Source organism: Kaistella sp. CFF1-2 (assembly GCF_059509915.1).
In genome coordinates this window covers 745,534-771,699 of sequence record NZ_JCAKLF010000002.1, presented here as the reverse complement: position 1 = coordinate 771,699, position 26,166 = coordinate 745,534, and the positions used below count along the sequence as shown (strand labels likewise).

General features: G+C 35.6%; 26 protein-coding genes. 7 read left to right on the top strand and 19 right to left on the bottom strand.

Annotated features, from left to right (window positions below; genetic code table 11):
* Nucleotides 1-163 precede the first annotated feature (163 nt).
* The 3 genes from AC5XHR_RS08775 to AC5XHR_RS08765 all read left to right on the top strand — a co-directional run bounded on the left by AC5XHR_RS08775 (nucleotide 164) and on the right by AC5XHR_RS08765 (nucleotide 3,569).
* Nucleotides 164-925 carry a Rossmann-fold NAD(P)-binding domain-containing protein gene (locus AC5XHR_RS08775; RefSeq protein WP_495950399.1) on the top strand — a complete coding sequence of 254 codons (762 nt, stop codon included), beginning with the start codon at nucleotides 164-166 and terminating at the stop codon, nucleotides 923-925.
* An 8-nt stretch (nucleotides 926-933) separates the two neighbouring features.
* Nucleotides 934-2,328: a class II fumarate hydratase gene (fumC, locus tag AC5XHR_RS08770; protein WP_495950398.1), complete on the top strand. Its 1,395-nt coding sequence runs from the start codon at nucleotides 934-936 to the stop codon at nucleotides 2,326-2,328.
* A gap of 137 nt (nucleotides 2,329-2,465) precedes the next feature.
* On the top strand, nucleotides 2,466-3,569 hold the full coding sequence (locus AC5XHR_RS08765; protein ID WP_495950397.1) for a leucine-rich repeat domain-containing protein: 1,104 nt from the start codon (nucleotides 2,466-2,468) through the stop codon (nucleotides 3,567-3,569).
* 46 nt (nucleotides 3,570-3,615) lie between these two features.
* Here AC5XHR_RS08765 and AC5XHR_RS08760 read toward each other — a convergent pair whose 3' ends face one another.
* The 8 genes from AC5XHR_RS08760 to AC5XHR_RS08725 form a co-directional block, all read right to left on the bottom strand.
* Nucleotides 3,616-4,335: an ABC transporter ATP-binding protein gene (locus AC5XHR_RS08760; RefSeq protein ID WP_495950396.1), complete on the bottom strand. Its 720-nt coding sequence runs from the start codon at nucleotides 4,333-4,335 to the stop codon at nucleotides 3,616-3,618.
* 24 nt (nucleotides 4,336-4,359) lie between these two features.
* The gene (locus tag AC5XHR_RS08755; RefSeq protein WP_495950395.1) at nucleotides 4,360-5,829 is read right to left on the bottom strand and encodes a DUF5687 family protein; all 1,470 of its coding nucleotides are present in this window, start codon (nucleotides 5,827-5,829) and stop codon (nucleotides 4,360-4,362) included.
* 52 nt (nucleotides 5,830-5,881) lie between these two features.
* The gene (gene recN, locus AC5XHR_RS08750) at nucleotides 5,882-7,531 is read right to left on the bottom strand and encodes a DNA repair protein RecN (protein WP_495950394.1); all 1,650 of its coding nucleotides are present in this window, start codon (nucleotides 7,529-7,531) and stop codon (nucleotides 5,882-5,884) included.
* Nucleotides 7,532-7,606: 75 nt separating this feature from the next.
* Nucleotides 7,607-8,509 carry a type IX secretion system protein PorD gene (gene porD, locus AC5XHR_RS08745; protein WP_495950393.1) on the bottom strand — a complete coding sequence of 301 codons (903 nt, stop codon included), beginning with the start codon at nucleotides 8,507-8,509 and terminating at the stop codon, nucleotides 7,607-7,609.
* Between the two features lie 31 nt (nucleotides 8,510-8,540).
* Entirely contained in the window at nucleotides 8,541-9,746 is a 1,206-nt protein-coding gene (gene coaBC, locus AC5XHR_RS08740) for a bifunctional phosphopantothenoylcysteine decarboxylase/phosphopantothenate--cysteine ligase CoaBC (RefSeq protein ID WP_495950392.1), read from the bottom strand.
* Between the two features lie 105 nt (nucleotides 9,747-9,851).
* Nucleotides 9,852-10,172 (bottom strand): DNA-directed RNA polymerase subunit omega, encoded by a 321-nt coding sequence (locus AC5XHR_RS08735; RefSeq protein ID WP_495950391.1) that lies wholly within the window; start codon nucleotides 10,170-10,172, stop codon nucleotides 9,852-9,854.
* 41 nt (nucleotides 10,173-10,213) lie between these two features.
* The gene (locus tag AC5XHR_RS08730; RefSeq protein WP_495950390.1) at nucleotides 10,214-11,206 is read right to left on the bottom strand and encodes an outer membrane protein assembly factor BamD; all 993 of its coding nucleotides are present in this window, start codon (nucleotides 11,204-11,206) and stop codon (nucleotides 10,214-10,216) included.
* Nucleotides 11,207-11,305: 99 nt separating this feature from the next.
* Complete coding sequence (locus AC5XHR_RS08725) at nucleotides 11,306-11,935, bottom strand: TetR/AcrR family transcriptional regulator (protein WP_495950389.1); 630 nt, start codon at nucleotides 11,933-11,935, stop codon at nucleotides 11,306-11,308.
* A gap of 188 nt (nucleotides 11,936-12,123) precedes the next feature.
* On the opposite strand from AC5XHR_RS08725, the gene AC5XHR_RS08720 reads away from it, so the two are divergent.
* From AC5XHR_RS08720 to AC5XHR_RS08705, 4 genes are read left to right on the top strand one after another with little or no spacing between them, the layout of a single operon-like run.
* Complete coding sequence (locus tag AC5XHR_RS08720) at nucleotides 12,124-12,747, top strand: TatD family hydrolase (RefSeq protein WP_495950388.1); 624 nt, start codon at nucleotides 12,124-12,126, stop codon at nucleotides 12,745-12,747.
* Nucleotides 12,744-13,475 (top strand): tRNA threonylcarbamoyladenosine dehydratase, encoded by a 732-nt coding sequence (locus tag AC5XHR_RS08715; protein WP_495950387.1) that lies wholly within the window; start codon nucleotides 12,744-12,746, stop codon nucleotides 13,473-13,475. The genes AC5XHR_RS08720 and AC5XHR_RS08715 overlap by 4 nt, the downstream gene beginning before the upstream one ends.
* A 3-nt stretch (nucleotides 13,476-13,478) precedes the next feature.
* Nucleotides 13,479-13,841 (top strand): ribonuclease P protein component, encoded by a 363-nt coding sequence (gene rnpA / locus AC5XHR_RS08710; RefSeq protein ID WP_495950386.1) that lies wholly within the window; start codon nucleotides 13,479-13,481, stop codon nucleotides 13,839-13,841.
* A gap of 49 nt (nucleotides 13,842-13,890) precedes the next feature.
* The gene (locus AC5XHR_RS08705) at nucleotides 13,891-14,508 is read left to right on the top strand and encodes a DUF4126 domain-containing protein (protein WP_495950385.1); all 618 of its coding nucleotides are present in this window, start codon (nucleotides 13,891-13,893) and stop codon (nucleotides 14,506-14,508) included.
* Between the two features lie 39 nt (nucleotides 14,509-14,547).
* On the opposite strand, the gene AC5XHR_RS08700 is transcribed toward AC5XHR_RS08705, so the two are convergent.
* From AC5XHR_RS08700 to AC5XHR_RS08650, 11 genes are all read right to left on the bottom strand, one after another.
* Nucleotides 14,548-16,485 (bottom strand): DUF8458 domain-containing protein, encoded by a 1,938-nt coding sequence (locus AC5XHR_RS08700; RefSeq protein ID WP_495950384.1) that lies wholly within the window; start codon nucleotides 16,483-16,485, stop codon nucleotides 14,548-14,550.
* Entirely contained in the window at nucleotides 16,485-17,042 is a 558-nt protein-coding gene (gene lptE / locus AC5XHR_RS08695; RefSeq protein ID WP_495950383.1) for an LPS assembly lipoprotein LptE, read from the bottom strand. Before lptE ends, AC5XHR_RS08700 begins: the two co-directional genes overlap by 1 nt.
* On the bottom strand, nucleotides 17,014-17,712 hold the full coding sequence (locus AC5XHR_RS08690) for a DUF4013 domain-containing protein (protein WP_495950382.1): 699 nt from the start codon (nucleotides 17,710-17,712) through the stop codon (nucleotides 17,014-17,016). The genes lptE and AC5XHR_RS08690 overlap by 29 nt, the downstream gene beginning before the upstream one ends.
* A gap of 14 nt (nucleotides 17,713-17,726) precedes the next feature.
* The gene (locus AC5XHR_RS08685) at nucleotides 17,727-19,007 is read right to left on the bottom strand and encodes a sigma-54 interaction domain-containing protein (RefSeq protein ID WP_495950381.1); all 1,281 of its coding nucleotides are present in this window, start codon (nucleotides 19,005-19,007) and stop codon (nucleotides 17,727-17,729) included.
* 61 nt (nucleotides 19,008-19,068) lie between these two features.
* On the bottom strand, nucleotides 19,069-19,416 hold the full coding sequence (locus tag AC5XHR_RS08680) for a hypothetical protein (RefSeq protein WP_495950380.1): 348 nt from the start codon (nucleotides 19,414-19,416) through the stop codon (nucleotides 19,069-19,071).
* A 23-nt stretch (nucleotides 19,417-19,439) separates the two neighbouring features.
* A complete protein-coding gene (gene miaB / locus AC5XHR_RS08675; protein ID WP_495950379.1) occupies nucleotides 19,440-20,876 on the bottom strand; it encodes a tRNA (N6-isopentenyl adenosine(37)-C2)-methylthiotransferase MiaB in 1,437 nt (478 codons plus the stop codon).
* A gap of 141 nt (nucleotides 20,877-21,017) precedes the next feature.
* The gene (locus AC5XHR_RS08670) at nucleotides 21,018-21,503 is read right to left on the bottom strand and encodes an energy transducer TonB family protein (RefSeq protein ID WP_495950378.1); all 486 of its coding nucleotides are present in this window, start codon (nucleotides 21,501-21,503) and stop codon (nucleotides 21,018-21,020) included.
* 55 nt (nucleotides 21,504-21,558) lie between these two features.
* Nucleotides 21,559-22,041 carry a hypothetical protein gene (locus AC5XHR_RS08665; protein ID WP_495950377.1) on the bottom strand — a complete coding sequence of 161 codons (483 nt, stop codon included), beginning with the start codon at nucleotides 22,039-22,041 and terminating at the stop codon, nucleotides 21,559-21,561.
* A gap of 65 nt (nucleotides 22,042-22,106) precedes the next feature.
* Nucleotides 22,107-23,306, bottom strand: coding sequence for a diaminopimelate decarboxylase (gene lysA / locus AC5XHR_RS08660; RefSeq protein WP_495950376.1), 1,200 nt, complete (start codon nucleotides 23,304-23,306; stop codon nucleotides 22,107-22,109).
* A 73-nt stretch (nucleotides 23,307-23,379) separates the two neighbouring features.
* Entirely contained in the window at nucleotides 23,380-24,606 is a 1,227-nt protein-coding gene (locus AC5XHR_RS08655; protein ID WP_495950375.1) for a 3'-5' exonuclease, read from the bottom strand.
* A 15-nt stretch (nucleotides 24,607-24,621) separates the two neighbouring features.
* Nucleotides 24,622-26,142, bottom strand: coding sequence for a helicase HerA-like domain-containing protein (locus AC5XHR_RS08650; protein WP_495950374.1), 1,521 nt, complete (start codon nucleotides 26,140-26,142; stop codon nucleotides 24,622-24,624).
* Nucleotides 26,143-26,166 lie beyond the last annotated feature (24 nt).

Below are 26,166 nucleotides of genomic sequence, written 5' to 3'. Positions count from 1 at the left end.
ATGATTGATTTCTGAAATAAAATTAATTCCCGTAAAATTAAGCATTGAAAAATGCTCTACTTGAACAAAATGAGTAAAATCATTTGGCTTGATTGATATTTATAATGATTATAAATTGGCTCTGAAAATTATTCTTCCTAATTTTAAACAACGAAAATTTGGAATGAAAAAAATAGGTATTATCGGTTGCGGTTGGTTGGGTTTTAGAATGGCAAAATATTATGTTCCAACGAATCAAATTTTTGCAACGACAACTTCCAATGATAAAGTGAAAATGCTTTCTGAATTGGGTTTTGAAACGTTTAAAATTGATTTTGATGCGGATGAATTTCTAAAATCGAGTGATGTTTGGTTGAATTTAGATGTCATTATTATTACAATTCCTTTTTCTAAAGCTGCGGATTTTGAAGTTTTAATAAAGAGATTCGAAAACATAAGTTCTTTCCTTAAAGATTTTGAAAAGCCTATTTTTTTGATGAGTTCTATTGGAATTTATCCTCATATTGAACAAGAAATTACAGAAAACAATTTGGACGAAAATTTATTGAATTCAAACATTTTCGGAATTGAAAATTTAATGAAAAAAAATTTTCCTCAAATCAATATTCTACGGTTGGGCGGATTGATGGGTGACGATAGATATTTGAGCAAATATAAAATCAAGGAACCGCAACAAATCGTGAATCACATTCATTTTGAAGATATTTCCAGAATTGTTGAAAAAATGATTAACGAAAATTTACAATCGAAAACATACAATTTGGTCGCGCCTTTGCATCCTACAAAGCAACAAGTTGTTGATTTTCAAACCAAAAATATTGAAACCGAAATTGAAGAAAGTTTCGGAAGAAAAATCGTTTCTACAAATTTAGAAAATATTTTAAAGTACAAATTTCTTCATCCTGACCCGAGAAAATTTAAATAAATAAAAATATGGAATACAGAATAGAACACGACACAATGGGCGAAGTAAAAGTGCCTGCTGATAAATATTGGGGAGCGCAAACAGAGCGTTCCCGCAACAATTTCAAAATCGGTCCAGAAGCTTCGATGCCTCACGAAATTATTGAAGCTTTTGCGTATTTGAAAAAAGCTGCGGCGCTTACTAATGCAGATTTAGGTGTACTACCGAAAGAAAAAAGTGACATGATTGGAAAAGTGGCGGACGAAATTTTGGCTGGAAAACTAAATGACCAATTTCCTTTGGTAATTTGGCAAACCGGCTCTGGAACTCAATCGAATATGAATGTTAACGAAGTAATTTCCAACCGTGCTCATGTTTTGAATGGTGGAAAGTTGGGTGAAAAATCTGAAATTCATCCGAATGATGATGTCAACAAATCTCAATCGTCAAATGATACCTATCCAACGGCGATGCACATTGCAGCTTATGCAAAAGTGGTTGATGTCGTGATTCCTGCAGTTGAGAAACTAAAAATTACGTTGAAAGAAAAATCCGAAGCATTTAAAGATATTGTGAAGATTGGTAGAACGCATTTGATGGATGCAACGCCTTTGACTTTAGGTCAAGAATTTTCAGGTTACGCTGCTCAATTGGAGTTTGGATTACGAGCACTTAAAAATACACTTCCGCATCTTGCGGAACTCGCTTTGGGCGGAACAGCAGTCGGAACGGGATTGAACACTCCAAAAGGTTATGATGTAAAAGTTGCAGAATATATTGCGAAATTAACTGGACATCCTTTCATCACGGCAGAAAATAAATTCGAGGCTTTGGCGGCACATGATGCGATTGTAGAATCTCACGGCGCTTTGAAGCAATTAGCAGTTTCATTATTTAAAATTGCACAAGATATCCGAATGTTGGCTTCTGGACCACGCTCTGGAATTGGCGAAATCCACATTCCTGAAAACGAGCCCGGTTCTTCCATCATGCCTGGAAAAGTAAATCCAACGCAAAATGAAGCATTGACGATGGTTTGTGCTCAAGTTTTAGGAAATGACACCACAATTTCATTTGCTGGAACGCAAGGAAATTACGAGTTGAATGTTTTCAAACCTGTGATGGCGTACAACTTTCTGCAATCTGCACAATTGATTGCTGATGCATGTATTTCATTTAATGATCATTGTGCAGTGGGAATTGAGCCCAACCTACCAAGAATTAAAGAGTTGGTGGATAAATCCTTAATGCTAGTTACTGCTTTGAACACCCATATCGGCTACGAAAATGCTGCAAAAATTGCAAAAACAGCTCACAAGAACGGAACAACGTTAAAAGAAGAAGCCGTAAATCTCGGTTTGGTAACGCCCGAACAATTTGATGCTTGGGTAAAACCTGAAGATATGGTGGGAAATTTGAAATAGTGGCAAGAATCGAGTAATTAGACTTGCATTTTTAGTTTGAAACTAGAATGATTTATGTTAAACATAAGCAGAAATTGGCCTTTGTGAAAAAATAAAAAAACAAATTTTTCGTTATTTTATTAACTTAAAACATGATTATGATGAAATTTTTAACAAAGAAAAATCTAGGTATCGTTTGTTTACTTTTTGTTTTCCTATTTACATTTAGCTGCAGTTCTGATGATGACACGATCGATGGAACAAATCCAGAAGAGCTTCCTTTAGACAAATTGGCGATTGAATTTCGACCGCAATTTGCCGTTGGAAAAACCATTGAAATCGGACTTTCAACAGTAGCTGACAAGCCAATTGCAGTAGATTTTGGCGATGGAAAGCCTATTCAATTTGCAACAGACAAAAATTCGAAAGCAATAACGGGAAAAATTGTTTCCAAAAACATGAAAATTTACATCAACAATCCTGGAGATGTTGATACATTTTTTGTTGAAGGAGGTGTGGAAAGTATTAATGTTACACGGGTTACTAATTTAAGATATCTGCAAATCGATGGACCTTCCACTCCAGATGCTTCAGCCGTACTTTTAAAAACTATTGACCTCACAAAAAATCCAAACCTTTTCTCATTAAGCGTGCAAAATAATGCCTTAACCAGTATTGATTTATCAAATAAAGCAATATTAAATCTACTAAATATAAGCAACAACAAACTTTCTAGTATTGATTTGAAGAGCTTACCTCTCCTTTCAAATCTAAATTTGGAAAATAATCTAAATTTAACGGCAGTAGATATTTCTGGAAATCCAGAGTTAAGCAGTCTTTATCTAAGTTATAATGAAAAACTGACATCTATTAATGTCACAAAACAGCCTAAACTTAAAACCCTACGACTGTATCGCACGCCAATAACGACTCTGAATCTTACTTCTAATACACTTTTAGAGGATTTGACAATTGAGTCAACAAAAATTGCGACAATTGATCTATCGAAAAATACCAATTTGGAGAAATTTAATGCGTCAAATGCACCTTTAACGTCCGCTTCTTTTACAAATAACAAGAAGCTAAGTTTGGTGCGAATTCATCGCACTTCCTTGAACCAAACAGCACTAACATCGGCACTTAATACATTGCATAATCTGAATATTGCAAACAAAGAAGTACTTGTTACAAAAGCGAATGCCACGTCAGCCGCGATTACATCGACAACCAATAAAGGCTGGAAAGTCACCTTAGTTGACTAACTAGTCTAACAAAAAACGCCTTCTGATTTAGAAGGCGTTTTCTATTTTAAACCAATTCACTTGGCGAAATTTGATCTGCAAAATACTGTTCTAAATCTCGAAGCGTTTCTGGGCTGGTTTGAATATCACGAACCAATTCTCCTTTATTCAAAACAACAATTCGGTTACAAACTTCCGTTGTATGCGCTAAGTCGTGGCTCGAAATTAAAAAAGTAACATTGGAATCTTGAGACCAAACTTTGATTAGATTTTTCAATTTAATCTGAGTTGATGGGTCCAAATTCGCAAAAGGTTCATCCAAAACAATAATATCAGGTTTTCCGATTAAAGCGCCAACAATCCCCACTTTCTTCTGATTTCCTTTGGAAAGATCACGGATGTACTTTTTTGCATTCAGAATTTCACCGTTAAAAAAGTCATTAAATTGCTTTAAAAACTCATCAACAGAAGCTTTATTTTGACCTCGAAGTTCTCCTAGAAAATAAAAATATTCTTCAGGTGTTAAATAGCCAATTAGAAAAGATTCATCGATAAATGCGGCAACTTTCGATTTCCACGCTTCAGACTCGTTTACTTTAACATTGTTAATAGCAACATAACCCGTTGTTGGTTCAATTAAATCTAAAAGAACACTAAATAATGTTGTTTTTCCAGCTCCGTTATTTCCTACTAAACCAAAGGTTTCGCCTTTCGGAATTTCTAAATGCTCTATATTCAGTACTTTTCGAGTACCGTAAACTTTGGATATATTTTCTATTTTAATCATGGATTGAATATTACAAATTAATACTTAAGCGGTCTTTTTGAACGCTTCAATGGTGGAATATTTTTGTGTTTTATAAATACGAACGATTTTATCGAAGATTTTGTTTCTAAGCAAAAATCCTATAATCCCAAGAATTGCTAAGCTCAAAACAGCACCGTAAATCCCGAAGAAATACTTTGAAGTTCCAAAAACAACAACCGGAACCACAAGCTGCGGAATCAAAAGCAACATGATTTTCATGTTAAAATTATTTCCACCACCACCAAAAGACTTGGAACTGGAGTTCAAATCAATTGGTTTTTTGTTGAAAGCACCTGCTAAAAGTGTGATATAAGAATTGATACCTAAATTATACAAACCTGCTGCTACTACCGTAAGATAGAAGTCTAAACTCACGAAAAGATAGCCTGTACAAAGAATCATCGATACTAAAATTGCAAGAATAACTAATGACCATTTCGCACGTAAATATTCTTTGTAAGGAACATTTTGCGTCATCATTAACGGATAATACGACGAATCCCAAGCCGGAACACGTTGCCCAAACATCATCATAAATCCGCCAGTAGCAAAAATCCCGCAGAAAAGTTGCATAAAGTCGTTTTGATACGCTCTATTGAAAACCAACAAACCGTAAAAAAGGAAAGCGACACCAGCAATAACCGCCGATTTTGCTGCTTTACTTCTTCGTAAAAGTCGAATATCATTATTAATAAACGTTCCTAAAACGCCGTAACGATTCAAAAACTCGATGTTTTCCGTTTTACCAACAGCTTTTTTCAGCTCTAAACCTTTATCTAAATAAAAGTTGTCGTAGATCTGTCGATATGCTAAATAACCTAATACACACGTAATCAATAGCGGAACAACGATTAAGTTAGGCATTGTGTAGAACAAGTAAAAAACTTTTGCCGATAGTGCGGAAAGCGATAGAACGTGATAATAATCTAAAGCCGCCAAAATAGTCATCGCTCCAAAAACGACAAAAACAACCCAATCTTTTCCATTTAATAGAATGTTCAAGAAGTTGTTTCCGTAAAACACGAAGAATATTGACAATGTAAAAAGGAGAACGGAAATGCTCGAATAACCGCCATCAAAAAGCAACAAACCTGCAAAAGGAATTAGAAATAACAAATTACCCCAGTTAAAGAAGTTCGTTAGAATTTTCAACATGGTGTAATTCACCAACTTCTTTTTCGTAATTCCGATGGTTAAGAATGGTTTGATATTTTGCGTTGGCATTTGTTGAACAAAATACCGAACAATTAAATCAAATGCCCAATAGTAGATGAAAAACTTACAGAAAATCTGTAAAGGATCTGCATTTAGTTCTTCTTTACTAAAATAAAATAAGGCAAATGGAAGACCCACTAAAATGGCCGCCATATAAAACAATCCGAAAAATGTTAAGATCTTAAAGGCGAGATTCGCTCCGAAAGATGGATTTCGAAAAAAACTTTTGAGTTCTAAGAGCAAGAGCTTTCTGTACATGTTCTCAATTTTATATAATTAGTTGAAAATTAAGAAAAATGTTACAGAATTTTTACTTCATAAGTTCCTTTGCTTGAATTAAAGCTGCATCTGTAATCTGTGCACCCGAAAGAAGTTGGGCAATTTCCTGAAGTTTTTCGTCATCAGAAAGCGAACGAATATCCGATTTTGTTTTTCCATCCACATCAAACTTCACCACTTTATAATTCTGATTTCCTTTTGCGGCAACTTGCGCCAAATGCGTAATCACAATCAATTGTAGGTCTTGTGACATTTCTTGCATCAACTTTCCGATTTCGTCGGCAACTTTTCCAGAAACTCCGGTGTCAATTTCATCCAAAATCAAGGTTGGAAGTTCCGAATTTTCTGCCATAATCTTCTTCACAGCAAGCATCACACGAGAACGTTCACCACCAGAAATTGCAGATTGAATTGGCTTTAATGGAAAACCAGAATTGGCTTGAAACAAAATTGCAATCGTTTCTTTTCCAAATTCGTTGTAGGTTGTAGATTCTTTCAGTTCTACTTCGATTTTCGCTTTTTCCAAACCTAATTTCTTCAACAAAACTTCCATTTTTTCAGAAAAGTCTGTCGCTGACGCCTTTCTATTTTTAGCTAATTTTTTAGCATATTTGCTCAAATTCGCTTCGGTTTTTTCAATTTTTTGTTGAATTTGAGCAATATTTCCTTCCAAATCAGAAAAACCACTTTGCTCAGAAGCTAGTAGATCTCGAATTTCAATAAGCCCCAAAACCGAATCTACTTGATGCTTGGAAAACAAGATTTGTATTGCATTTACCTTTTGATGAAGTTCATCTAAAAGCTGCGGATCCATCTCAATTTTTTCGGCTTTGTTCTGCAATTCAAACAAAACATCTTTAAACTCAACAAAAATTTGCTCAAGTCTATCGTTTGGTTCTGTAAATTGATGCGAAAGATCAGCCACTTTAGAAAGTTTTGCGCGAACATCCAACAAAGAATCTAGCAAACCGACTTCTTCTTGATCAATTCGTTGAAAAATTTCAGATAAATTTTGCGAAATACTTTCCGCATTTTCTTGAAGCGACAAACGACTTTGCAAATCGTCTAAATTGGTTTCATCCAAATTCGCTTCTACCAATTCGGAAAGAAGAAAATTTTTGTATTCAGAATCTTTATTGCCTTCCAAAAGTCTGTTTTGTAAATCAGTCAATTCTCTTTTTAGCGATTTATACTCGGAAAACAAGCTTTGATACTTTACAATTTCCGTTTTGTTTTCACTAAGACCATCAATGATTTTAAACTGATATTCTTCGGAAAAAAGATTCGACGTTTCAAACTGGGAATGAATGTCAATTAAATGTTCCGAAAGGTTTTTTACCACTTCTAAAGTCGCAGGAACATCATTGATAAAGGCCCGAGATTTTCCCGTAGGAAGAAGTTCTCGACGAATAATGGTATGTTTTTCAAAATCAAGATCGTTTTCTTCAAAAAACGATTTTAATTTATCCGAAACCTCAAATTCGGCTTCAACAATACTTTTTGCATCCGAATTTTGAATCGATTTCACATCGGCCCTTTCACCCAAAATAAGGCGTAAAGCACCAAGAATAATGGATTTTCCCGCACCTGTTTCCCCTGTAATCACTTGCAATCCTTTTCCCAAATCGATATCCAAGGTATCGATCAATGCAAAATTCTGTATAAAAATTCGTCTGAGCATGCTATCAAAAAAGCTTTAAGTGCTGACTTAAAGCTTTACAAAAGTATTGGTTATATCTTAAATCTACAAATTCTACTACTTCCATTTACTCCATTTTTCGCTGTCTTTTGCCGAGAAAATGGTCATTAAATTTTTAAGCTCGTTGATATTGTAGCTTGTGTTGTTTCCACTATTAAAAATATCGAAGATTTCGTTGCGTTTGGTTTGAAGAAAAACATCAAAAGGATAATTCATTTGGAAACTGTTTTCGTAGTATTTCAAGCTCATTAAAGCATCAAAAATCGCTTTCTTTGCTCGCGTAGGATCGCCTTGATTAGCCAAATTATCCAAACCTTGACGGTGATAATTATAATACGCCGTTCGCAACGTATTGGCTTCGGTTTTCACCATATTATCAATTAGCTGTCCGCGGGTTCTAGGCCCTTCAACAACCGACCAACCGCTGTATCTTTGGTTCTGGGAGTTTTGTGAAATTTTCAATGCTTTTTCAAACCAAGGTTGGCCACCATTTCGTTGAAAGCTATCACCATCATACCCCAAAATCATGTACACATAAAAACTGACTACGTCAATTAAATTCTTTCCTGAAAACTGTCTTTCGTTGAAAACTAAATTTTCATTTTCTGTATATTCAAACGTAAAATCACGATCATTGATATTCAATAATGGCGATGTATACGTTGAATTAAAAACCGGACGAACCGCCTGAACTACGATAGACGCTGTATATTTATTTCCTTCTCGAGAATTAATTGCAATCGCAAAGTTGCATTTTATCTTTTCGAAATTTTGCAATTTCTTCCCAGTCCAACTTGTATTGTTAATGAAATCCCGAAGGTTTTTTTCTAAGGTTTTATAGGTTTGCACATTACTTCCTTGTACTTGCTGGTAATTGAGCGTTACTTCCGACAATAATTCTTGTGCCGAAACCAACGTCGCCTGAATACAAATCAATAAAAGAATCGCGATTTTTTTCATCAAAAAATTTTTACTTAAACGGATTTGTCCGCTATTTATTTTCCATTTTCTCAACAACAAAATTGAGAATATCAACCGCGACATCATCTTTAGATTTCAAGTCGAATTCTCGTTTTCCTTCTTTTGTTAAAATTTTTATTTTATTGGTATCGCCTTTAAAACCTGCACCCGAATCACGAAGTGAGTTCAACACGATCATATCCAGATTTTTCTTTTCTAGTTTTCCTTTGGCGTTTTCTTCTTCATTTTGCGTTTCCAAAGCAAAGCCTACCAAAAACTGGTGTTGCTTTTTTTCGCCCATCGTTCTCAAAATATCTGGATTTTTCACCAATTCAATCAACAAAGAATCATCATTCTTTTTGATCTTTTCAGAAGCAACTTCTTTTGGTGCGTAATCTGCAACGGCCGCACTCGCAATCGCCACATCTACGTTTTGATAATGTTTAAAAACCTCATCAAACATTTGTTTTGCCGAAGTTACTCGATGCAGATTAATATTCGGATTTTGCGTATTCAAACTTGATGGACCCGAAATTAAAATCACTTTCCCACCTCGTTTTGCGACTTCTTCCGCCAAAGCAAATCCCATTTTTCCGGACGAATGATTTCCGATAAAACGAACAGGATCAATCGCTTCATACGTCGGTCCTGCCGTTATCAAAACCGTTTTATCTTTAAAATCTTGTTTAGAATCTGATGAAAAATAGTTTTGAATGTGTTGAACAATTGTTTCAGGTTCTGCCATTCTTCCAACTCCAACTAAGCCACTTGCGAGTTCGCCCGATTCGGCTGGAATAATATGATGTCTAAACGATTCGGCTAATGCCAAGTTCTGTTTTGTTGAAGGATGCACATACATATCCAAATCCATTGCTGGAGCTATCATCACTGGGCATTTTGCCGACATATACACGGCAATAGCGAGATTGTCACAAGTCCCATGAACCATTTTCGACAACGTATTTGCTGTACACGGCGCCACCAAAATCAAATCCGCCCAAAGTGCTAATTCGACATGGTTATTCCAAGTTCCCTTATCATCAAAAAAAGTAGTATAAACTTCGCCTTTGGCTAATGTGGAAAGTGTTAATTTCGAAACAAATTGCTCCGCAGAAGGCGTCATAACAACTTTGACTTCTGCTTTTTGTTTTACCAATTCGCGAACGACCAAATTCATTTTATAGGCTGCAATGCCGCCTGTAATAATGAGAACGATTTTCTTACTTTCTAAGTTCATGAAGTGTGAAATAAAGGTCTAAAATACGTTTTTTTGAAGTTCTAAAAAACAAAAGTCACAAAAGAATTCTCTCTTGCGACTTTTGCTTCTAAAAAAACTTGAAAATTATTTTTTGTCTGTTTTTCTGAAATAAATATCATCGTTTAACCATTCTTCAACAGCAATCGATGTAGGTTTTGGAAGTTTTTCGTAATGTTTTGAGATTTCAATTTGCTCTCTGTTTTCGAAAACTTCTTCTAAAGATGTGTTATGCACTGCAAACTCATCTAATTTATTGTGAAGTTCAGTACGGATTTCTGCATTAATTTGCTCCGCTCTTTTACCCATAATGACAATCGCTTCGTAGATAGAACCTACTTTTTCTTCGATTTTGTCTTTGTCATACGTAATGGTATTTACTTCTGCTTTAGTATCTTTTACACTCATTTTCAGTGATTTATTTAAATTTGATTTTGCAAAGATAAGAATTATCTACGAATTTTGAAAGTTGACGCTGGAGTTGATGTTGCTGCCGCACTATCCATTTTAGCTTTCGTTGTAAGATCCTTATCGTCCTTTTCTTTTTTACGTTGTTCTTTTTCCTCTTCTTTGGCTTTTATTTTCGCCTCCTCCGCTTTTTGTTTCTCCGTAAATTCTGCTCTTTGCTTTTCTACAGTTTCCTGCACTTTCGCAAATTTCACTTTTTCATCTTCCAATTTCTTTCTGAAATCCAAAGCTGTTTTAGTGTAATCGGTTCCGGGAAGTTCTTTTTCAACAAAACGAGTATACGCAATTGCTTTATCCAAACGCTCTGCTTTTAGATCGTATTTTGAGAACATCGCCAATTCATAATTTGACTTGTTGATAAAATCATAGATTTTTGGTCTCAATTTCGTACTTGGGAAATCTTCTAAAACGTTTTCAAAAGTGATTTCCGCAGCTTTATACTGGCCCATTTTGTAGTATTGACGAGCGTTTTCATACGCTTTGAACTCTTGCTTGTACATCAACTCATCAATTAATGTGTTGATGTTTTTAGAACGCTCCGAGTTTGGATATTTATTCAAGAAATTCTGAAGCTCGTTAATCGCCAAATCCGTATTCGTTTGATCCAAATTGTAATCATACGAACCTTCGTAATAACAAAGTGCGGACATATACGAAGCTTCTTCTGCACGAGGATCGTCTGGAAAACTTACCGCAAAATTTTTGAACTGGTGACCAGCCAAACGATACGATTTTTGATAATAATTAGCATAAGCCGTGTTAAAACCTACATTCGGGAAATCGTCTGTCCCCGCAACCAAATTGGTAACTCGCTCATAAAGAGCCAAAGCATTAGTCCAATTTTTTTGTGCGTAATATTCATTTGCTGTTTGCAAGATGAGGTTCTTATCCGCACTCTTCATTGCATCGTTGAACTTTTTATTACATGAAAGTAAAAGCAAAGAAGCGACAAGAACTATACTGAATTTTTTCATAAAAAATCTATCTGCAGTAAATCTACATTGGTTAATCAATCTGCAAAAATAAAACTTTTTTAGCAACATTCTTTTTTTTATGATACTTTAACGAAAATATCAGTCAGGATGATAGCCAAGAAGCGAAAAAATAGTTTGATAAAGACTCAATCTAATTTTAGTTTCGGCTTCATCAAGATAGTTTTCTTCATTGGTATTTGGAAGATACAATTCGTAGAATTTTTTGTTTCGAATGACAAACAAAGCCGTTCCAATAATCATGGTTAGGACATCTTCAGGTTTTGGCGCATATTGAAAAACTCCAGAACTCACTCCTTTTTTGATCACATCATCAAATTTCAAAACCGCCATTTTATAGAATTCTTGCAACTCATCATTCATCAATTCCGTATTGCGAAGCTCTTGTTTTACAAAACCATGAAAGTATTTGTACTTAAACATCTGGCTGATGATGAATTTGATAATTTCCTTCATCTGCATTTCAGGCTTGCCATCTTTGATGATATGGGCAAATTCGGCAAAATTATCACGTGTTTTTTGTACCCGATATTGATACAAATACGTTAACATCTTTTCTTTCGAACCAAAATAATAGGAAATCATGGCGACATTTATTTCGGCTTTCGCACAAATATCCCGTACAGAAGTACCTTCGTAACCCTTTTGCGCAATGAGTTCTTCGGCAATATCCAGAATTTTGATTTGCTTATCGGTAAATTTTTTCGTCATCTCTATTTATGTTTAATAGAATATACAGCAAAAATAGTGACATTTTAAATAATTGTTTAATTTTTTATTGTATCTATTTGAATAAATGACATTTCTCAATTCCAAAAAACTTGAATTTTACAAGGGAATTCCAATATTGACAGCAGAAAAATAAATTGATTTTTAAGATTAATGAGTATTTTTGAATTATGTTTTTTGATTTCCATCACCATCATTTTTCAAAAGAAAACGGAGTTTATAATTTGAGTTTAGGAGAATCTCCTTCTAATTCTTATTTTTCTGTGGGAATTCACCCCAAAGACATTCCCGAAGTCACCAATGAAGATTGGGCTTGGTTGGAAAAACTCAGTGTAAAAACAAACTGCATTAGTATTGGAGAATGCGGCTTGGATGGATTAATTGATGTTCCCGAAGATAATCAAGAACGTGTTTTTCAAAGACAGATTAATCTCGCAAACGATGTAAACAAACCAATGACCATTCATTGTGTGCGAAGATTTTCACAAATTTCACATTTTTACAAATTCACGAAAACACCTTTTATCATTCATGGTTTCAACAAAAAAAGCAGTGTTGCCCAACCTCTTTTAGAAAAAGGAATGTACTTATCGTTTGGTGAAGCGGTATTGCATCACGTATCTTTGCAGGAAATTGTGAAGGAAACACCGATAAGCCAAATCTTTTTGGAAACCGATGCCGCTGAATTTGATATTGAAAAGCTGTATGAAAAAGTGGCAAACCTTAAAGGAATTTCAATAGAAACGTTGAGCGATGAAATCCAAAACAATTTCGACAAATTGAGGAATTTATGAGTAAAAAATGGTTGGAAAGAACCGAATTATTAATTAAAGAAGCGGGAGCTGAAAAACTTCAAAATGCCCATATTTTAATTGTTGGTTTAGGAGGCGTTGGTTCATTTTCTGCAGAATTTATTGCAAGAGCCGGCGTTGGAAACATGACCATCGTGGATGGCGATACCGTTGATACAACAAACATCAATCGCCAACTTCCTGCTTTGCACTCCACTGTTGATCAGCATAAAGTTGAACTTGTTGCCCAACGCTTATTGGACATCAACCCCGAATTGAATTTAACAAAAATCAATCAATTTCTCCTTCCTGAAGACATGGAAACAATTTTAGATTCAACTCCATTTGATTATGTATTGGATTGTATTGATAGTGTTACTCCAAAAATCACCTTAATTAAAGCGGCAAGACGTCGAAAAATCAAGATTATTTCGGCGATGGGCGCTGGTGGAAAAATGGATCCGAGCAAAGTGATGGTTCGCGATATCAGTAAAACCAAAAACTGCTATCTTGCCAAACAAGTGCGCAAACGTTTGAAAAAAGAGCATATTAATAAAGGTTTTCGTTGTGTTTTTTCTACTGAATTGCAAAGCGAAGACAGCCTAAAAATGACGGACGGAAGCAATTATAAAAAATCCTATTACGGGACAATTAGCTACATTCCTGCACTATTTGGATTGTATGCTGCAGCCGAAGTTATTACGTACCTAATTAAAAAGCAAGACCAATAACGCGTGAAAAGCAATGGATTTCCCAAGTCTAAAAAACTAAAAAAAGAAAATGAGATTTCACTTTTGTTCAAAAAAGGGAAATGGAAAACCGTAGGAAACATCCGTGTTATCACGTATTCGCATCCTGATTTTGCCGAATCAAAAATTGGCGTTTCTGCATCAAAACGCTATTTCAAAAAAGCGGTTGATAGGAATCGAGTTAAAAGACTTTTACGAGAAGCCTATCGCTTGCATCAAAACGAATTTGAAGCGGCTTTTGGAAACCATTCTTTAATCATGTTTTTCTGGGTTTCGCCGAAGCTACCTGCTGATTTTCAAGAGGTAGAAAAAAACTTTTTGCAAGTATTGGCTCAGAAAAAACAATAATTGCATATTTTTTGTAATTTCCCTTATCTAAAACTAAAAACAACAAACGATGTTTCAAGATGTATCAGTTTGGGCTTATTTATTAAGCGCATTTATCGGAATCGGATTGGCGGCAGCTTCAGGATTCCGCGTGTTTATGCCGATGTTCGCCTTAAGCCTTGCTGCTTATATGAATTGGATAAACCTTCCCGAAAACTTTCTTTGGTTAGCAGGACTTCCAACTTTAATCGCGACAGGAATTGCGATGTTGGTCGAAATTTTGGCGTACTACATCCCTTTTGTCGACAATATTTTAGATTCGATAAACGTTCCATTAGCCGCAGTTGCGGGAACTATTTTATTTGCGAGCCAATTCGCTGGAATGGAGGCTTTCCCTCAATGGGCATTAGCCTTAATTGCAGGTGGAGGAACCGCAGCAACTATTAGTGCTGGGTTTGCGGGAACGCGAGCCGCTTCATCGACAACCACAGGTGGAATTGGAAATTCAATCGTAGCAACCACGGAAACAGCAGGAGCAGGAATATTATCAGCCATGTCTTTTCTATTCCCTGTCTTAGCAGCTGTCGCAGCCGTTGCTCTAGTAATAACGGTGATTGTTCTCGGAAGAAAAATCTGGCAGAAATTCAAGAAATACAATACCGACGAAACGGCAACGCCTAGTCTCTAAACGAAGATTCTAAACTAAACAAAATAAAAAAAGCAGGAATTATTTTCCTGCTTTTTGGTCTTTTATCTGTTGAATTCGTTCTTCGAAATGCTCCTTTTTTTCAGGATGTTTTTCTATTAAAACCTCAAAAGCATTTAGTGCTTTCGTATAAAGTTTTTGATCCACATACAAATTCGCTAATGTTTCCGTCATTAAATGTGAGATATTTTCACCGCGATCTTTTACAACGAAATCACTTTCTTCCTTGAGTTTGGAAATCTTCGGATTGGCTTCAATAAACGTTTCAATCGCTTTATTTTTCTGCTCAACTTTCGCTTCTTCATCCATGGAAATTTCGCCATGAATCACCGAATCTGATTTATCAAGCTTCAACCAGCTTTGCCACGTATTAATAAACGTTGGAATGTTAGACGTTGAATTTAGTTTTACTTTTTTATCCTCTTTTAACTCTTCTTTCGGTGCAATCGGTGCAACGCTATCGGAAAAGAAAGAAACGTTAAGAACAGGGCGTTCCGTTTCTGATTTTGTTTCAATTTGAACATCAGTTTTATCCTTTTCTTCTGATGAAATTGGTTCTACAACTTTCTTTTCAACCGATTGTGGAGTTGAAACTTCTACCGCTTTTGGTTTTGAAAGCAACGCATCGGGTGCGTTATGATCCAAAACTAAAGGTTTCCATGCGTCGTTTGACTGTGTTTCTGCAGTAGTATCTTCGGTTTGAATTTCTTCTTTTTCCTCAATCTTATTTTGAATCGGCTCCGTAGGTTTTACTTCTTCAACAACTGGTTTTTCGTCATGTTGAATTTCAGAAAAAATAACTTCAGAACTAGGAATTGAAACATCTTCTACTTCAACTGTAGCTGCAGCCTGATCCTTTTTCTTGGCTTTCATTTTTGCTTCCACCTCCGCGATAAGTCGCTTCATTGCGTCATCTCCAGAACTCGCTGCTTTTGCAACAACTGGTTGAGAATACGCATCCGTAGAAGCTACTGGAACATGCGCCAAGAAGTCTTCGGTCTTGTGAAAACTAACCTGAGCTGGTTCCGTCTCATTATTTTCAAAAGAAACATTTTGCTCTTTTTCTATTTCCTGTTCGTCTTGAATCGGGTTTACAACTTCAACTTTCGAGAAGCTTTCCGCACCGGCAGCTTCTTTAAAATCTGATTCAACTTGCGTTTCTGCAGGAACTTCTTCCGTAGGATTTAATTCCTCAACTTCTTGGAATGAAATTGTTTCTTCATCCTTAACTTGTTCTTCTGCTTGCGGATGCTGTAAATCAACAATTTCTGTACTTGTGAAACTTTCTGCATTAGTAGCTTCTTTAAAATCTGATTCAACTTGCGTTTCTGTCGGAACTTCTTCCTTAGGATTTAACTCTTCAACTTCTTGGAAAGAAATCGTTTCTTCATCCTTAACTTGTTCTTCTGCTTGTGGATGTTCTAAATCAACAATTTTTGTACTTGTGAAACTTTCTGCATCAGTAGCTTCTTTAAAATCTGATTGAGTTTGAGTTTCTGTTGGAGTTTCTTCGCTTGGATTTAATTCCTCAACTTCTTGGAATGAAATTGTTTCTTCATCCCTAACTTGTTCTTCCGCTTTTGGATGATCTAAATCAACAATTTCAGTCTTTGTAAAACTTTCAGCATCGGCTGCTTCTTTGAAATCAGATTCCGCTTGAGAAACTGGTTCTTGCGGCAAGTCATCTTCTGGAAGTGGTTCTCCAGAAACGCCAGAATCAACAATTTGAATTTGATTAACAAACTGATACAAAATCTTTTTATCCGTTGTATACGCAGCGGTTGACGTCAACAACGATTTATAATCCTCTTGCTGATGCTCATGCGTTGCATACAAAAGCAAAGCGCGTAAACTTTGGATATACGGATATTTTGAAATTTCTTGGTTGAGCAACCCAATATCCTCTTTTTGAATAAGATTCGGATTTTGAAGCAACTCTAAAGTTCTAGAAACAAGCATTACCAGTCTGCAATTATATCATTAAACATTTTGTTGATGATTCGCTCCGTAACAATTTTTATTTGCGAAGCCTCGATCGCGTTAATATCGAGATCACTGCTAAACACAGCTTCATCGGTATAGGTTCTATCGAAGTTTTTTTCCGGTTGAAGTCTATTTTCATAATGAACTTTCACCGTGATGGTCATTTTATTTTGAGAGGTCTGTATCAAGCCACCATTGGTCGTAGAAACCGACGTGGAAGAAACCGTTGCTGGCGAGCTCGGGTTATAATCTACAATTTCACCCTCAATTAAAAGATCCGGGTTGGTTTTCGTTCCCTTCAAAGTTGTTCTTTGATTGAAACGATTCTGAACATCCGTAGAAAACTGTTGCGCCAGCATCGGGTTTTTCAACGCAGAATTATCGATAAACTCGTTAATCTGCATTGTCTTTATGTCTTTATGCAAAGACGACCCTGTAAAGCTATAGCTACAAGATTGTATCATAAAAGTAGCGACAACAAGCATCGCTACCCATTTTAAATTTTTAGAAATTCTGTTGTATACCAATTTCATTAATTTCGTCCTTAATAATTTGTTGTAGTGCATCTTTATATGCAAAATAATAGCATGTATACGCCAAAGGCAATGTTAAAAACACTCCAATATAACATCCGATCATACCAATCATTCCCATAAAGCCAGCTACAATTGAGAAAAGAAATATTTGTAAATAATTTCCTTTTGCCATTTCGCTAGAAGCTTTGAATACTTCTTTGAAATCTGACATACCCTTGAAAGTAACTAATGGTGTAATGTAAAATGTTCTTATCGAAATCAAAAAGAGAACTACGAACAAAAACAAATAATAGATTCCCATTAAAACAAAAACAATAGGATTAGGGTCACTTTCTCTGTTCATCAGAAATGGCATAAAAAACAAAAATGGTATATACAGAACCAAAATTATCCCTACTAAAACCAGCGTGATAACAAAGTATTTCGAAAAATCAGAAAAGTCAAAAATTTCTGAAGCTGAAGGATTCTGCCCTTCCTCTAGTCTTTTACAAAACTTCATAAAATTACCCACCGCCATCAATCCTACAAAAGGAATAATGCATAATAAAAACACAAAAAACATTGGTAAAATAAGTTTTCCGAAATTGTTTTTATAAAATTCCCAACCTTTGTTGATATAGTCACCTAATTTAAAATCTACAGGCTCAATCACTACATTTCCATTCATAATTTGTTACTTTTTTATTCTTCTAAATTGTATTGTTTTATTTTTCTATACAACGTTCTCTGAGAAATTCCCAATTCATTTGCCGCCTTATTTCTACGTCCATTGTGTTTTTCTAACGCTTTAACAATTAGCTCCTTTTCATTATTTTGAAGCGAAAGCGATTCTGGTCGTGCTTCCTCCAATTCGATATCTTCTACCTCATATTCTTCTTCGGAAGGCGATGTAATAATCGTTGGATTCTGAATCGTTGTGGTTGTCGGTTGTTCAAAATACAAAAGCGAATTTGCAGGAACACTTGGTTCCGGTTCTGGAGTGTAAATTCTGCTTATCAAATTTTTCTCCTGATGGCTAAATTCTGAATTCCCTCGATTTTTTATGAGTTCCGAAGTTAATGATTTTAAATCATTGATGTCACTTCTCATATCAAAAAGAACCTTATACATAATTTCTCTTTCTGACCCAAAATCAGAATTTGACGTTCCTGGTTTCTGTATAACTGCAGGAAGTTGAGAATTCATCGGAATATATTCTGCTAATTTCGAAGCGCTTATTTCTCGATTTTGTTCCACAACTGTCATTTGCTCTACCAAATTACGAAGCTGACGAACGTTTCCTGGAAACGAATAATTTTCTAAATACTGAACGCCATCTTCGGTTAATTTCAACTCGGGCATTCTGTATTTTTCAGCAAAATCAATTGCAAATTTTCTAAATAGCAAGTGAATATCGCCTTTTCGATCTCGTAAAGCCGGCATATCAATTTGAACCGTGTTCAAACGATAGTATAAATCTTCACGAAAACGTCCATCTTCAATGGCTTTCATCATGTTGACATTGGTTGCTGCAACAATACGTACATCGGTTTTTTGAACTTGAGAAGATCCAACTTTCATAAACTCGCCACTTTCCAAAACACGTAACAAGCGAACTTGCGTTTGCAATGGCAATTCACCCACCTCATCTAGAAAAATTGTACCTCCATCCGCAACTTCAAAATAGCCTTTACGCGTTGCTGTAGCACCCGTAAATGCTCCTTTTTCGTGTCCAAAAAGTTCGGAATCAATCGTTCCTTCAGGAATTGCACCACAGTTTACGACGATGTAGGGTTGATGTTTTCTTTTAGATTCGGCATGAATTATTTTTGGGATAAATTCTTTCCCGACACCACTTTCTCCCATCACCAAGACGGAAATATCCGTAGGAGCCACTTGAACCGCTTTTTCTAAAGCGCGATTCAACGCGGGAAAATTTCCAATTATCCCGAAGCGGTTTTTTATATTTTGTAATTCGATCATTTTTTATTGATTTAAAGGGTTTTTGTATTAAAAAGTAAAGCATACTTTTCTTCATTGAATTTTATACGAAAAACTTTTCTGTTAAATCATCTTTATTTCGAATTTTTGATATTTTCTTAATTAAATCATGTTGACTTTCAACGCTTTTTACTTTTTTAAAGCCAAATGAAAAATCAAGTTTTTTTTGTGACACCGCATCATTTGAACAGATGATGTGCGAAAACTTTTTATTGTATTTTGAAGTAAGGTAATTAAGCTCTTGCAAAAGCTGTTTTACCTCATCTTTAGAACTATTTTTGTCAATTTTTGAAGCTAAACATTTAGCCTCATTTTGGTCACAAAAAGCCTTCCCTGACTGGCATGTACCAATCAAACTCACTAAAATAATGATATAGGATAAACTTTTCATTTATTACTTTTTAGAATAAAAACTTACTGAACAGTACTTCCTAAAAGCGTTCCTCGGGTGCTAGAATCCACAAAAACATCGACTAAATCTCCTAATTTTTGTCCTTCCAATTTATCAAAAACAACGACCGCGTTTTGAGAATTTCTTCCTTTCCATTGGTCTTTGTTCTTTTTACTTTCGCCTTCAATAAGAACTTCGTGAACTCTTCCAACATACGATTTCATACGTTTTGTAGATAATTCGCCTTGAAGATCAATCACTTCTTGAAGTCGTTTTTTCTTCACTTCTTCAGGAACATCGTCTTCCATTTTCTTATGAGCCGGAGTTCCTGGTCTTTCCGAATACGCAAACATATAGCCGTAATCGTACTCCACTTCCTGCATTAACGACAATGTATCTTGATGATCTTGTTCTGTTTCGCCACAGAAACCGATAATCATATCTTGTGAAAAAGCGATTTCAGGAACAATACGTTTTGCTTCTGCAATTAAATCTAAATATTCCTCACGAGTATGCTGTCTGTTCATGGCTTTTAACATGGTGTTACTTCCACTTTGAACTGGGAGATGAACATACTTACAGATATTGTGATGTTTTGCAATCATATGGAACACCTCCAAACTCATGTCTTGAGGATTGGACGTTGCAAAACGAATTCTCATATTCGGAACTGCTAAAGCCACCATTTCCAGCAAATGAGCAAAATCAACCGCCGTTGCTTTTTGCATATCCGTTGCTTTTGAAAAATCCTTTTTCGGCCCGCCTCCGTACCACAAATAGGAATCTACATTCTGACCTAAAAGCGTGATTTCTTTATAGCCTTGATTCCATAAATCCAAACATTCTTCAATAATCGAATGCGGATCGCGACTTCTCTCACGACCTCTCGTAAATGGAACGACACAAAAAGTACACATATTATCGCAACCACGTGTAATAGTTACAAATGCAGAAACGCCATTCCCGCTTAAACGAACCGGACTAATATCCGCATACGTTTCTTCTTTGGAAAGAATTACGTTAATTGCATCTTGACCTTCTTCGGTCTCTTTCAACAAGTTAGGAAGATCACGATACGCATCAGGTCCTACAACCAAATCCACCAAATGTTCTTCTTCTAAAAATTTGGTTTTAAGACGCTCGGCCATACAGCCTAAAACGCCTACAGTAAGATTGGGTTTATTTTTCTTTTGATTTTTAAATTGCGACAAACGCATACGAACCGTTTGCTCTGCTTTTTCACGAATAGAGCACGTATTCAGCAAAATCAAATCTGCTTCTTCAACGTTTGTTGTCGTGTTATAGCCTTCGTTATTAAGAATGGACGCAACAATCTCCGAATCGGAAAAATTCATCTGGCAACCGTAACTTTCCAAAAATAACTTCTTGGTATTTTCCGGCTTTTCCTCAATTGCATATGCCTCTCCTTGCTTGGTTTCGTCTATATATTTTTCTTGCACTTTTTAAAGTTTTGAGTTCAAAGTTCAAAGTCTGAAAGTTTGCTCAGTGCAAACATTAAACCTGAAACCTAAAACGAATTTAATTCGCAAAGATAACGAAAAACCATGACAGAATGGCAGATTTTATTTTAGCAAATTCAATTAAAATCTAAAACTTAGAGGAAGGGTGAATGTTGCCGTAGTTGGTACTCCGTAAAATGTTGCTGGTTTCCATTTTTTAGTAACATATTGCACTCCCCTTAAGACATCGGCGTCAAATCCCTTGTTTCCAGAACTTTCAGAAAGGTATATATTATCAATTTTCCCATCAGTCCCTACTTCGAATCGTACTTTTAAACTAAAATCAATATTTGCTGTATATCGCGAAACATCGACATTTCGAGCAATAAGAGCTCTAAAAGCTCCTATTCCACCAGGAAACTCAGCATTGGTATATCGCTGATCAGAAACATAATATTCTGGCGAATCAGGATAAACTACAACTTGAATTTCTGCAATTTCATCACCACACTCCGCAAAACTCCCTTCGGAATATATCTTCTTAAAATCTGAAATCATACCGGTATATCCACCTTTATAAGCTTTCTGATCTTTTGGATACCGATTTAAAATCTGAGCGTTCCCCATTATGGACAATAAAAAAAAAGTAGTAAAAAGCTAATTTTCATCATTTTCTTTGTTTTTATCGATCAATATTTTCGGTTCTAAAATCAATTTTTAAGCGAAGTTTCGAATCTATGTTTTCGCCATTGCACGTTGCAGGCTTCCAATTTCCCGGAAGTCGTTTCACAATAAACTGAAGGTCTTTGTAAAACATCGCTCCATTCTGAACCGATGGTTTTACTTCAAATGTTTTCATGACTCCTTTAGAATCAATTCCAAATTCAAAACTAAAAACCCCGTTTACGGCGTAAACATCGTTATCTAAATACGAAACCATATTTTGAGCAAGGACTTCTTTGAACTTCTGTTCGCCCCCAGGAAATTCTGCATACGTTGGATTATTACACGTAATTCTATAAAATTCAAGTGGATTATTTAATGTAAACCGAATTTTCGCACTTCCAAATTCATTAAAACTATCGCTATCGTCAAACTCTTCTAAAAGAAATTGAGCTTGAACCAACGAGGAAATTAGTATAAAAAATAGACTTAAATACTTCATTTGAAAATTTGAATGGAAGGTATAAAAAAACTTGCTTTCGGAAAAGCAAGTTTGTATCGTTTTTATCATAAAACCTCGATCTGATTTTTCAGCAGATCATCGAAGGTATCACGTTTTCTAATTAAGTGCGCTTTTCCATCAACAAACATCACTTCCGCTGGCTTTAACCTCGAGTTGAAATTAGAGCTCATCTCGAAACCGTACGCTCCTGCATTTCGGAAAACCAATAAATCGCCTTCTCGAACTTCACGAATTTTTCTGTCCCACGCAAAAGTGTCCGTTTCGCAAATATTTCCAACTACGGTATAAATACGCTCGGTTCCTTTTGGATTGGAGACATTTTCAATACTATGATACGAATCGTAAAACATCGGACGAATAAAATGATTAAATCCTGAATTCACACCTACGAAAACGGTTGCTGTTGTTTGTTTAATCACATTAGCTTTCACAACCAAGTTTCCACTTTTGCTTACCAAGAATTTTCCTGGTTCAAACCAAAGTTCAAAACTCTTTCCGCTTTCTTTAGAATATTCCGCTAGCGCTTTTTCTACTTTCTTTCCTAGAGATTTCACATCGGTTTCCATTTCACCTTCTTGAAACGGCACTTTAAATCCGGATCCCATATCCAAATATTTTAGATTTGGGAAATGCTCTGCCAATTCAAACATGATTTCTAAACCTTGAAGGAAAACGTCGGTATCTTTAATTTCGCTTCCGGTATGCATGTGAAGACCTTCCACATTAACACCAGTTGATTTTGTAATGCGCTCAATATGGCGAAGTTGATGAATAGAAATTCCAAATTTGGAATCGATATGCCCCGTTGAAATTTTATAATTTCCTCCTGCAAAAATATGCGGATTGATACGTACAAAAATAGGATACGAGTTTCCGTATTTATTCCCGAACTGCTCTAAAATAGAAATGTTATCAATATTAATATGCACCTTGTGCGTCATCGCTTCTTCGATTTCCGCCAAATCAACACAATTTGGAGTAAAAAGAATACGATCCGATGTAAAACCAGCCTTCAAACCTAGCTTCACCTCATTAATAGAAACGCAATCAAGGTTGGCGCCCAAGTTCTTGACGTATTTCAGAATATTAATATTGGTTAAAGCTTTAGCAGCATAAAAAAACCTCGTTTTCTTAGTGAACGAAGACGTAAGCTTTTCGTACTGATCTTTGATGCTTGCCACATCATAAACATACACCGGAGTCCCAAACTCATCGGCGATTTTCAAAAGATCTTTGTCGGTCATTGTCTGGTATTTAATAATAAGTTCCTTAAACAGTTTGTTTTAAGGCAAGTGCAAATTTAGAAAAAAATAAGGCTCATTTCGTCGGTAATGGTCGAATTTCGAAATCATTTTTCAGTAATCCTATCTTTAAATCGTTAATTAAATCGATTTTTGATCCAGAAATCTCCAATTTTAGTTGATTTAATTTCTTTAAGTCTTGAATTTGCGTGTAGTATTCGTAAAATCCAAAAGCGGTCAATTTCCCTTTTTCCAAAATCAAAAAAGCTTTTTCTCCAAGAGTTCTTCCTGGTAAAGACCAAATTTCATTTCGTCCCTTCAAATCAACCAATTTCTTTAAAACCTCAACATCTTTAAATTTCCCTTGACTTGAAATATAGTGAAGTGCTTTTCGGGCTTGTGTAACCGATTTGAATTTTAAAATAGGAACTTGTTCTTTATTAATACTCAATTTTTCAACGAGATATTTCTCTTTTCGATAAAACAAACCAATGGGAAACTTTTCTACTTTTTTAATTCCTTTGGATTTCATAAGTAATTTCGCAACGATTGCATTGCCCGCTAATTCATAGTGAATTTGTTCGCATTGCTTCTGAACAGTCTCCCAACGCACTGATTTTGAATTAAAAAGCTTCTTTGCAGATTTATTAATATCGCTTACAAAATCGGAATAAAGGATTTTTCCTTTCTCATCTTGAAAGTAAATTAAACCTTTTTCATTCGGCAAATCTTGAGTTAATTCTTTAACCTTATTAATATAGGTTTTAGAATTAGTTTCGTCGTATTGCTTCTGAATAATTCCATTCTCGGAATCCTTGTTAATCAACAATTTAAATAAATCTAAAGTCGCTCTAGCGTCGCCACTTGCACGATGCGCTTCAAGTAATGGAATACCAACCGATTTCACTAATTTCCCAAGAGAATAACTTTCAGCTTCTGGAAGCAACTTCTTAGCTAAAGGAATCGTGTCTAACGTATTGATTTTAAATTGATAACCTAATTTTTTAAATTCCTGTCGAAGCATACGATAATCAAAATCAATATTATGACCAACCAAAGTTGTTCCTTCAGTGATTTCGACGATTCTTTTGGCTATTTCATGAAATTTTGGCGCTGTTTTCACCATTTTCGGTGTAATTCCTGTCAATTTTTGCACAAAAGGGGTAATATCCGATTCGGGATTTACCAATGACATAAACTGATCGACAATTTCATGTCCATCAAACTTAAAAACAGCAATATCTATGATGCTTTCTTGTCGGTAACCTGCACCGTTTCCTTCAATATCGACAATACTATACATTCTTTTATTTTTCTTCTATCTTCCTTTTTTTAGTCCTAACATTCCTAAGATTGCTTTGGCTCCTTCACGCATCAATGTGTTGGTAAATGTTCTTCCGGCACTACTTTTCATCACCGTTTCAAACATTCCAGGCTCTTCTTTTACTGGTTTCACTTTCTCTTGTGGAGCGGCCCCAACCGCTGTTCCCATTCGATTGGATAAAATCTCAAATGCAGATTCTTTATTTACTGCTTGCTCATATTTTGCCACCAAAGCAGAATTCTGCGTTAATTGAGTCACCTCAGCTGGTGAAAGAACATCCATTCTAGATTCTGGTGAAATCAAAAATGTATGAACAAGCGGCGTTGGAATTCCTTTTTCGTCCAAAGCCGTTACAAAAGCTTCACCAATTCCTAAATTTTGAATTAAGTTCGCGGCATCATAAAATTCCGTAATTGGATAATTTTCAACAGCTTTTGTAATTTCTTTACGATCTTTCGCTGTAAATCCACGAAGCGCATGTTGAATTTTTAAACCCAGCTGCGACAATACATTTTCTGGAACATCTCCTGGAATCTGAGTGATAAAATAAATCCCCACACCTTTGGAACGAATCAGTTTTACCATGGTTTCAATTTGCGAAAGCAAAGCTTTTGAAGCTTCATTGAAAATTAAATGTGCTTCGTCTATGAATAAAACCAATTTTGGTTTTCCAGAATCTCCTTCTTCAGGGAAAGTCATATAAATTTCTGCAAAAAGTGACAACATGAATGTTGAAAACAATTGCGGTTGATTTTGAATATTTCCAACCCGCAGAATATTCACAACGCCTTTTCCATCTCTCGTTTTCACCAAATCATCAACATCAAAACTTGGTTCCCCAAAAAACGTAGAAGCTCCTTGTTGCTCCAAAGCGACAATCGATCTCAAAATAGCACCAAGAGAAGATGGAGAAATAGCTCCATAATTATTCGCCAAATCTGCTTTTCCGTCTTTAGAATCCGTAACGTATTGCAAAACTTTCTTCAAATCGTCTAAATCGATTAAAGGAAGCCCTTTATCATCACAATATTTAAAAACAATAGACATAATGCTACTTTGCGTATCATTAAGTCCTAAAATTTTACTTAACAAAACAGGACCAAATTCGGTTACCGTAGCTCTAAGTTTCACCCCTTCTTCACCAGAAATGGACATCAACTCCACAGGAAAAGCTTGCGGTTCGAACGGCAATTCCGTTTTCGCATAACGCTCATCAATAATTGCGTTTCGGCTTCCAGGTTCTGCAATTCCAGAAAAGTCTCCTTTGATATCTAATACTAAAGAAGGAATTCCCGCATGCGAAAGTTGTTCTACAAAAACTTGAATGGTTTTGGTTTTCCCAGTTCCCGTCGCTCCTGCAATTAAACCGTGTCGGTTTATCGTTTTCAACGGAATACTTACATTAACCTCCTTCACCACTTCCCCATCTAAAATCCCTTTACCCAAAATAATACTCTCTCCTTTTGGAGTATATCGAGCGTTTAGTTCTTCAATAAATTTAGCCTTATCTGCCATCGTTTTGTTTTTGTAAAAATGAAT

Coding starts and splice junctions, on each gene's coding strand:
- AC5XHR_RS08720 (WP_495950388.1), top strand. CDS start 12,124: ATGTTTTTTGATTTCCATCACCATCATTTTTCAAAAGAAAACGGAGTT.
- AC5XHR_RS08700 (WP_495950384.1), bottom strand. CDS start 16,485: ATGCTTGTTTCTAGAACTTTAGAGTTGCTTCAAAATCCGAATCTTATT.
- AC5XHR_RS08690 (WP_495950382.1), bottom strand. CDS start 17,712: ATGAATGGAAATGTAGTGATTGAGCCTGTAGATTTTAAATTAGGTGAC.
- fumC (WP_495950398.1), top strand. CDS start 934: ATGGAATACAGAATAGAACACGACACAATGGGCGAAGTAAAAGTGCCT.
- AC5XHR_RS08725 (WP_495950389.1), bottom strand. CDS start 11,935: ATGACGAAAAAATTTACCGATAAGCAAATCAAAATTCTGGATATTGCC.
- lysA (WP_495950376.1), bottom strand. CDS start 23,306: ATGACCGACAAAGATCTTTTGAAAATCGCCGATGAGTTTGGGACTCCG.
- AC5XHR_RS08765 (WP_495950397.1), top strand. CDS start 2,466: ATGATGAAATTTTTAACAAAGAAAAATCTAGGTATCGTTTGTTTACTT.
- AC5XHR_RS08760 (WP_495950396.1), bottom strand. CDS start 4,335: ATGATTAAAATAGAAAATATATCCAAAGTTTACGGTACTCGAAAAGTA.
- porD (WP_495950393.1), bottom strand. CDS start 8,509: ATGAAAAAAATCGCGATTCTTTTATTGATTTGTATTCAGGCGACGTTG.
- AC5XHR_RS08775 (WP_495950399.1), top strand. CDS start 164: ATGAAAAAAATAGGTATTATCGGTTGCGGTTGGTTGGGTTTTAGAATG.
- AC5XHR_RS08680 (WP_495950380.1), bottom strand. CDS start 19,416: ATGAAAAGTTTATCCTATATCATTATTTTAGTGAGTTTGATTGGTACA.
- AC5XHR_RS08665 (WP_495950377.1), bottom strand. CDS start 22,041: ATGAAGTATTTAAGTCTATTTTTTATACTAATTTCCTCGTTGGTTCAA.
- AC5XHR_RS08735 (WP_495950391.1), bottom strand. CDS start 10,172: ATGAGTGTAAAAGATACTAAAGCAGAAGTAAATACCATTACGTATGAC.
- coaBC (WP_495950392.1), bottom strand. CDS start 9,746: ATGAACTTAGAAAGTAAGAAAATCGTTCTCATTATTACAGGCGGCATT.
- AC5XHR_RS08705 (WP_495950385.1), top strand. CDS start 13,891: ATGTTTCAAGATGTATCAGTTTGGGCTTATTTATTAAGCGCATTTATC.
- AC5XHR_RS08650 (WP_495950374.1), bottom strand. CDS start 26,142: ATGGCAGATAAGGCTAAATTTATTGAAGAACTAAACGCTCGATATACT.
- lptE (WP_495950383.1), bottom strand. CDS start 17,042: ATGAAATTGGTATACAACAGAATTTCTAAAAATTTAAAATGGGTAGCG.
- AC5XHR_RS08755 (WP_495950395.1), bottom strand. CDS start 5,829: ATGTACAGAAAGCTCTTGCTCTTAGAACTCAAAAGTTTTTTTCGAAAT.
- AC5XHR_RS08685 (WP_495950381.1), bottom strand. CDS start 19,007: ATGATCGAATTACAAAATATAAAAAACCGCTTCGGGATAATTGGAAAT.
- AC5XHR_RS08730 (WP_495950390.1), bottom strand. CDS start 11,206: ATGAAAAAATTCAGTATAGTTCTTGTCGCTTCTTTGCTTTTACTTTCA.
- AC5XHR_RS08670 (WP_495950378.1), bottom strand. CDS start 21,503: ATGGGGAACGCTCAGATTTTAAATCGGTATCCAAAAGATCAGAAAGCT.
- recN (WP_495950394.1), bottom strand. CDS start 7,531: ATGCTCAGACGAATTTTTATACAGAATTTTGCATTGATCGATACCTTG.
- AC5XHR_RS08655 (WP_495950375.1), bottom strand. CDS start 24,606: ATGTATAGTATTGTCGATATTGAAGGAAACGGTGCAGGTTACCGACAA.
- AC5XHR_RS08715 (WP_495950387.1), top strand. CDS start 12,744: ATGAGTAAAAAATGGTTGGAAAGAACCGAATTATTAATTAAAGAAGCG.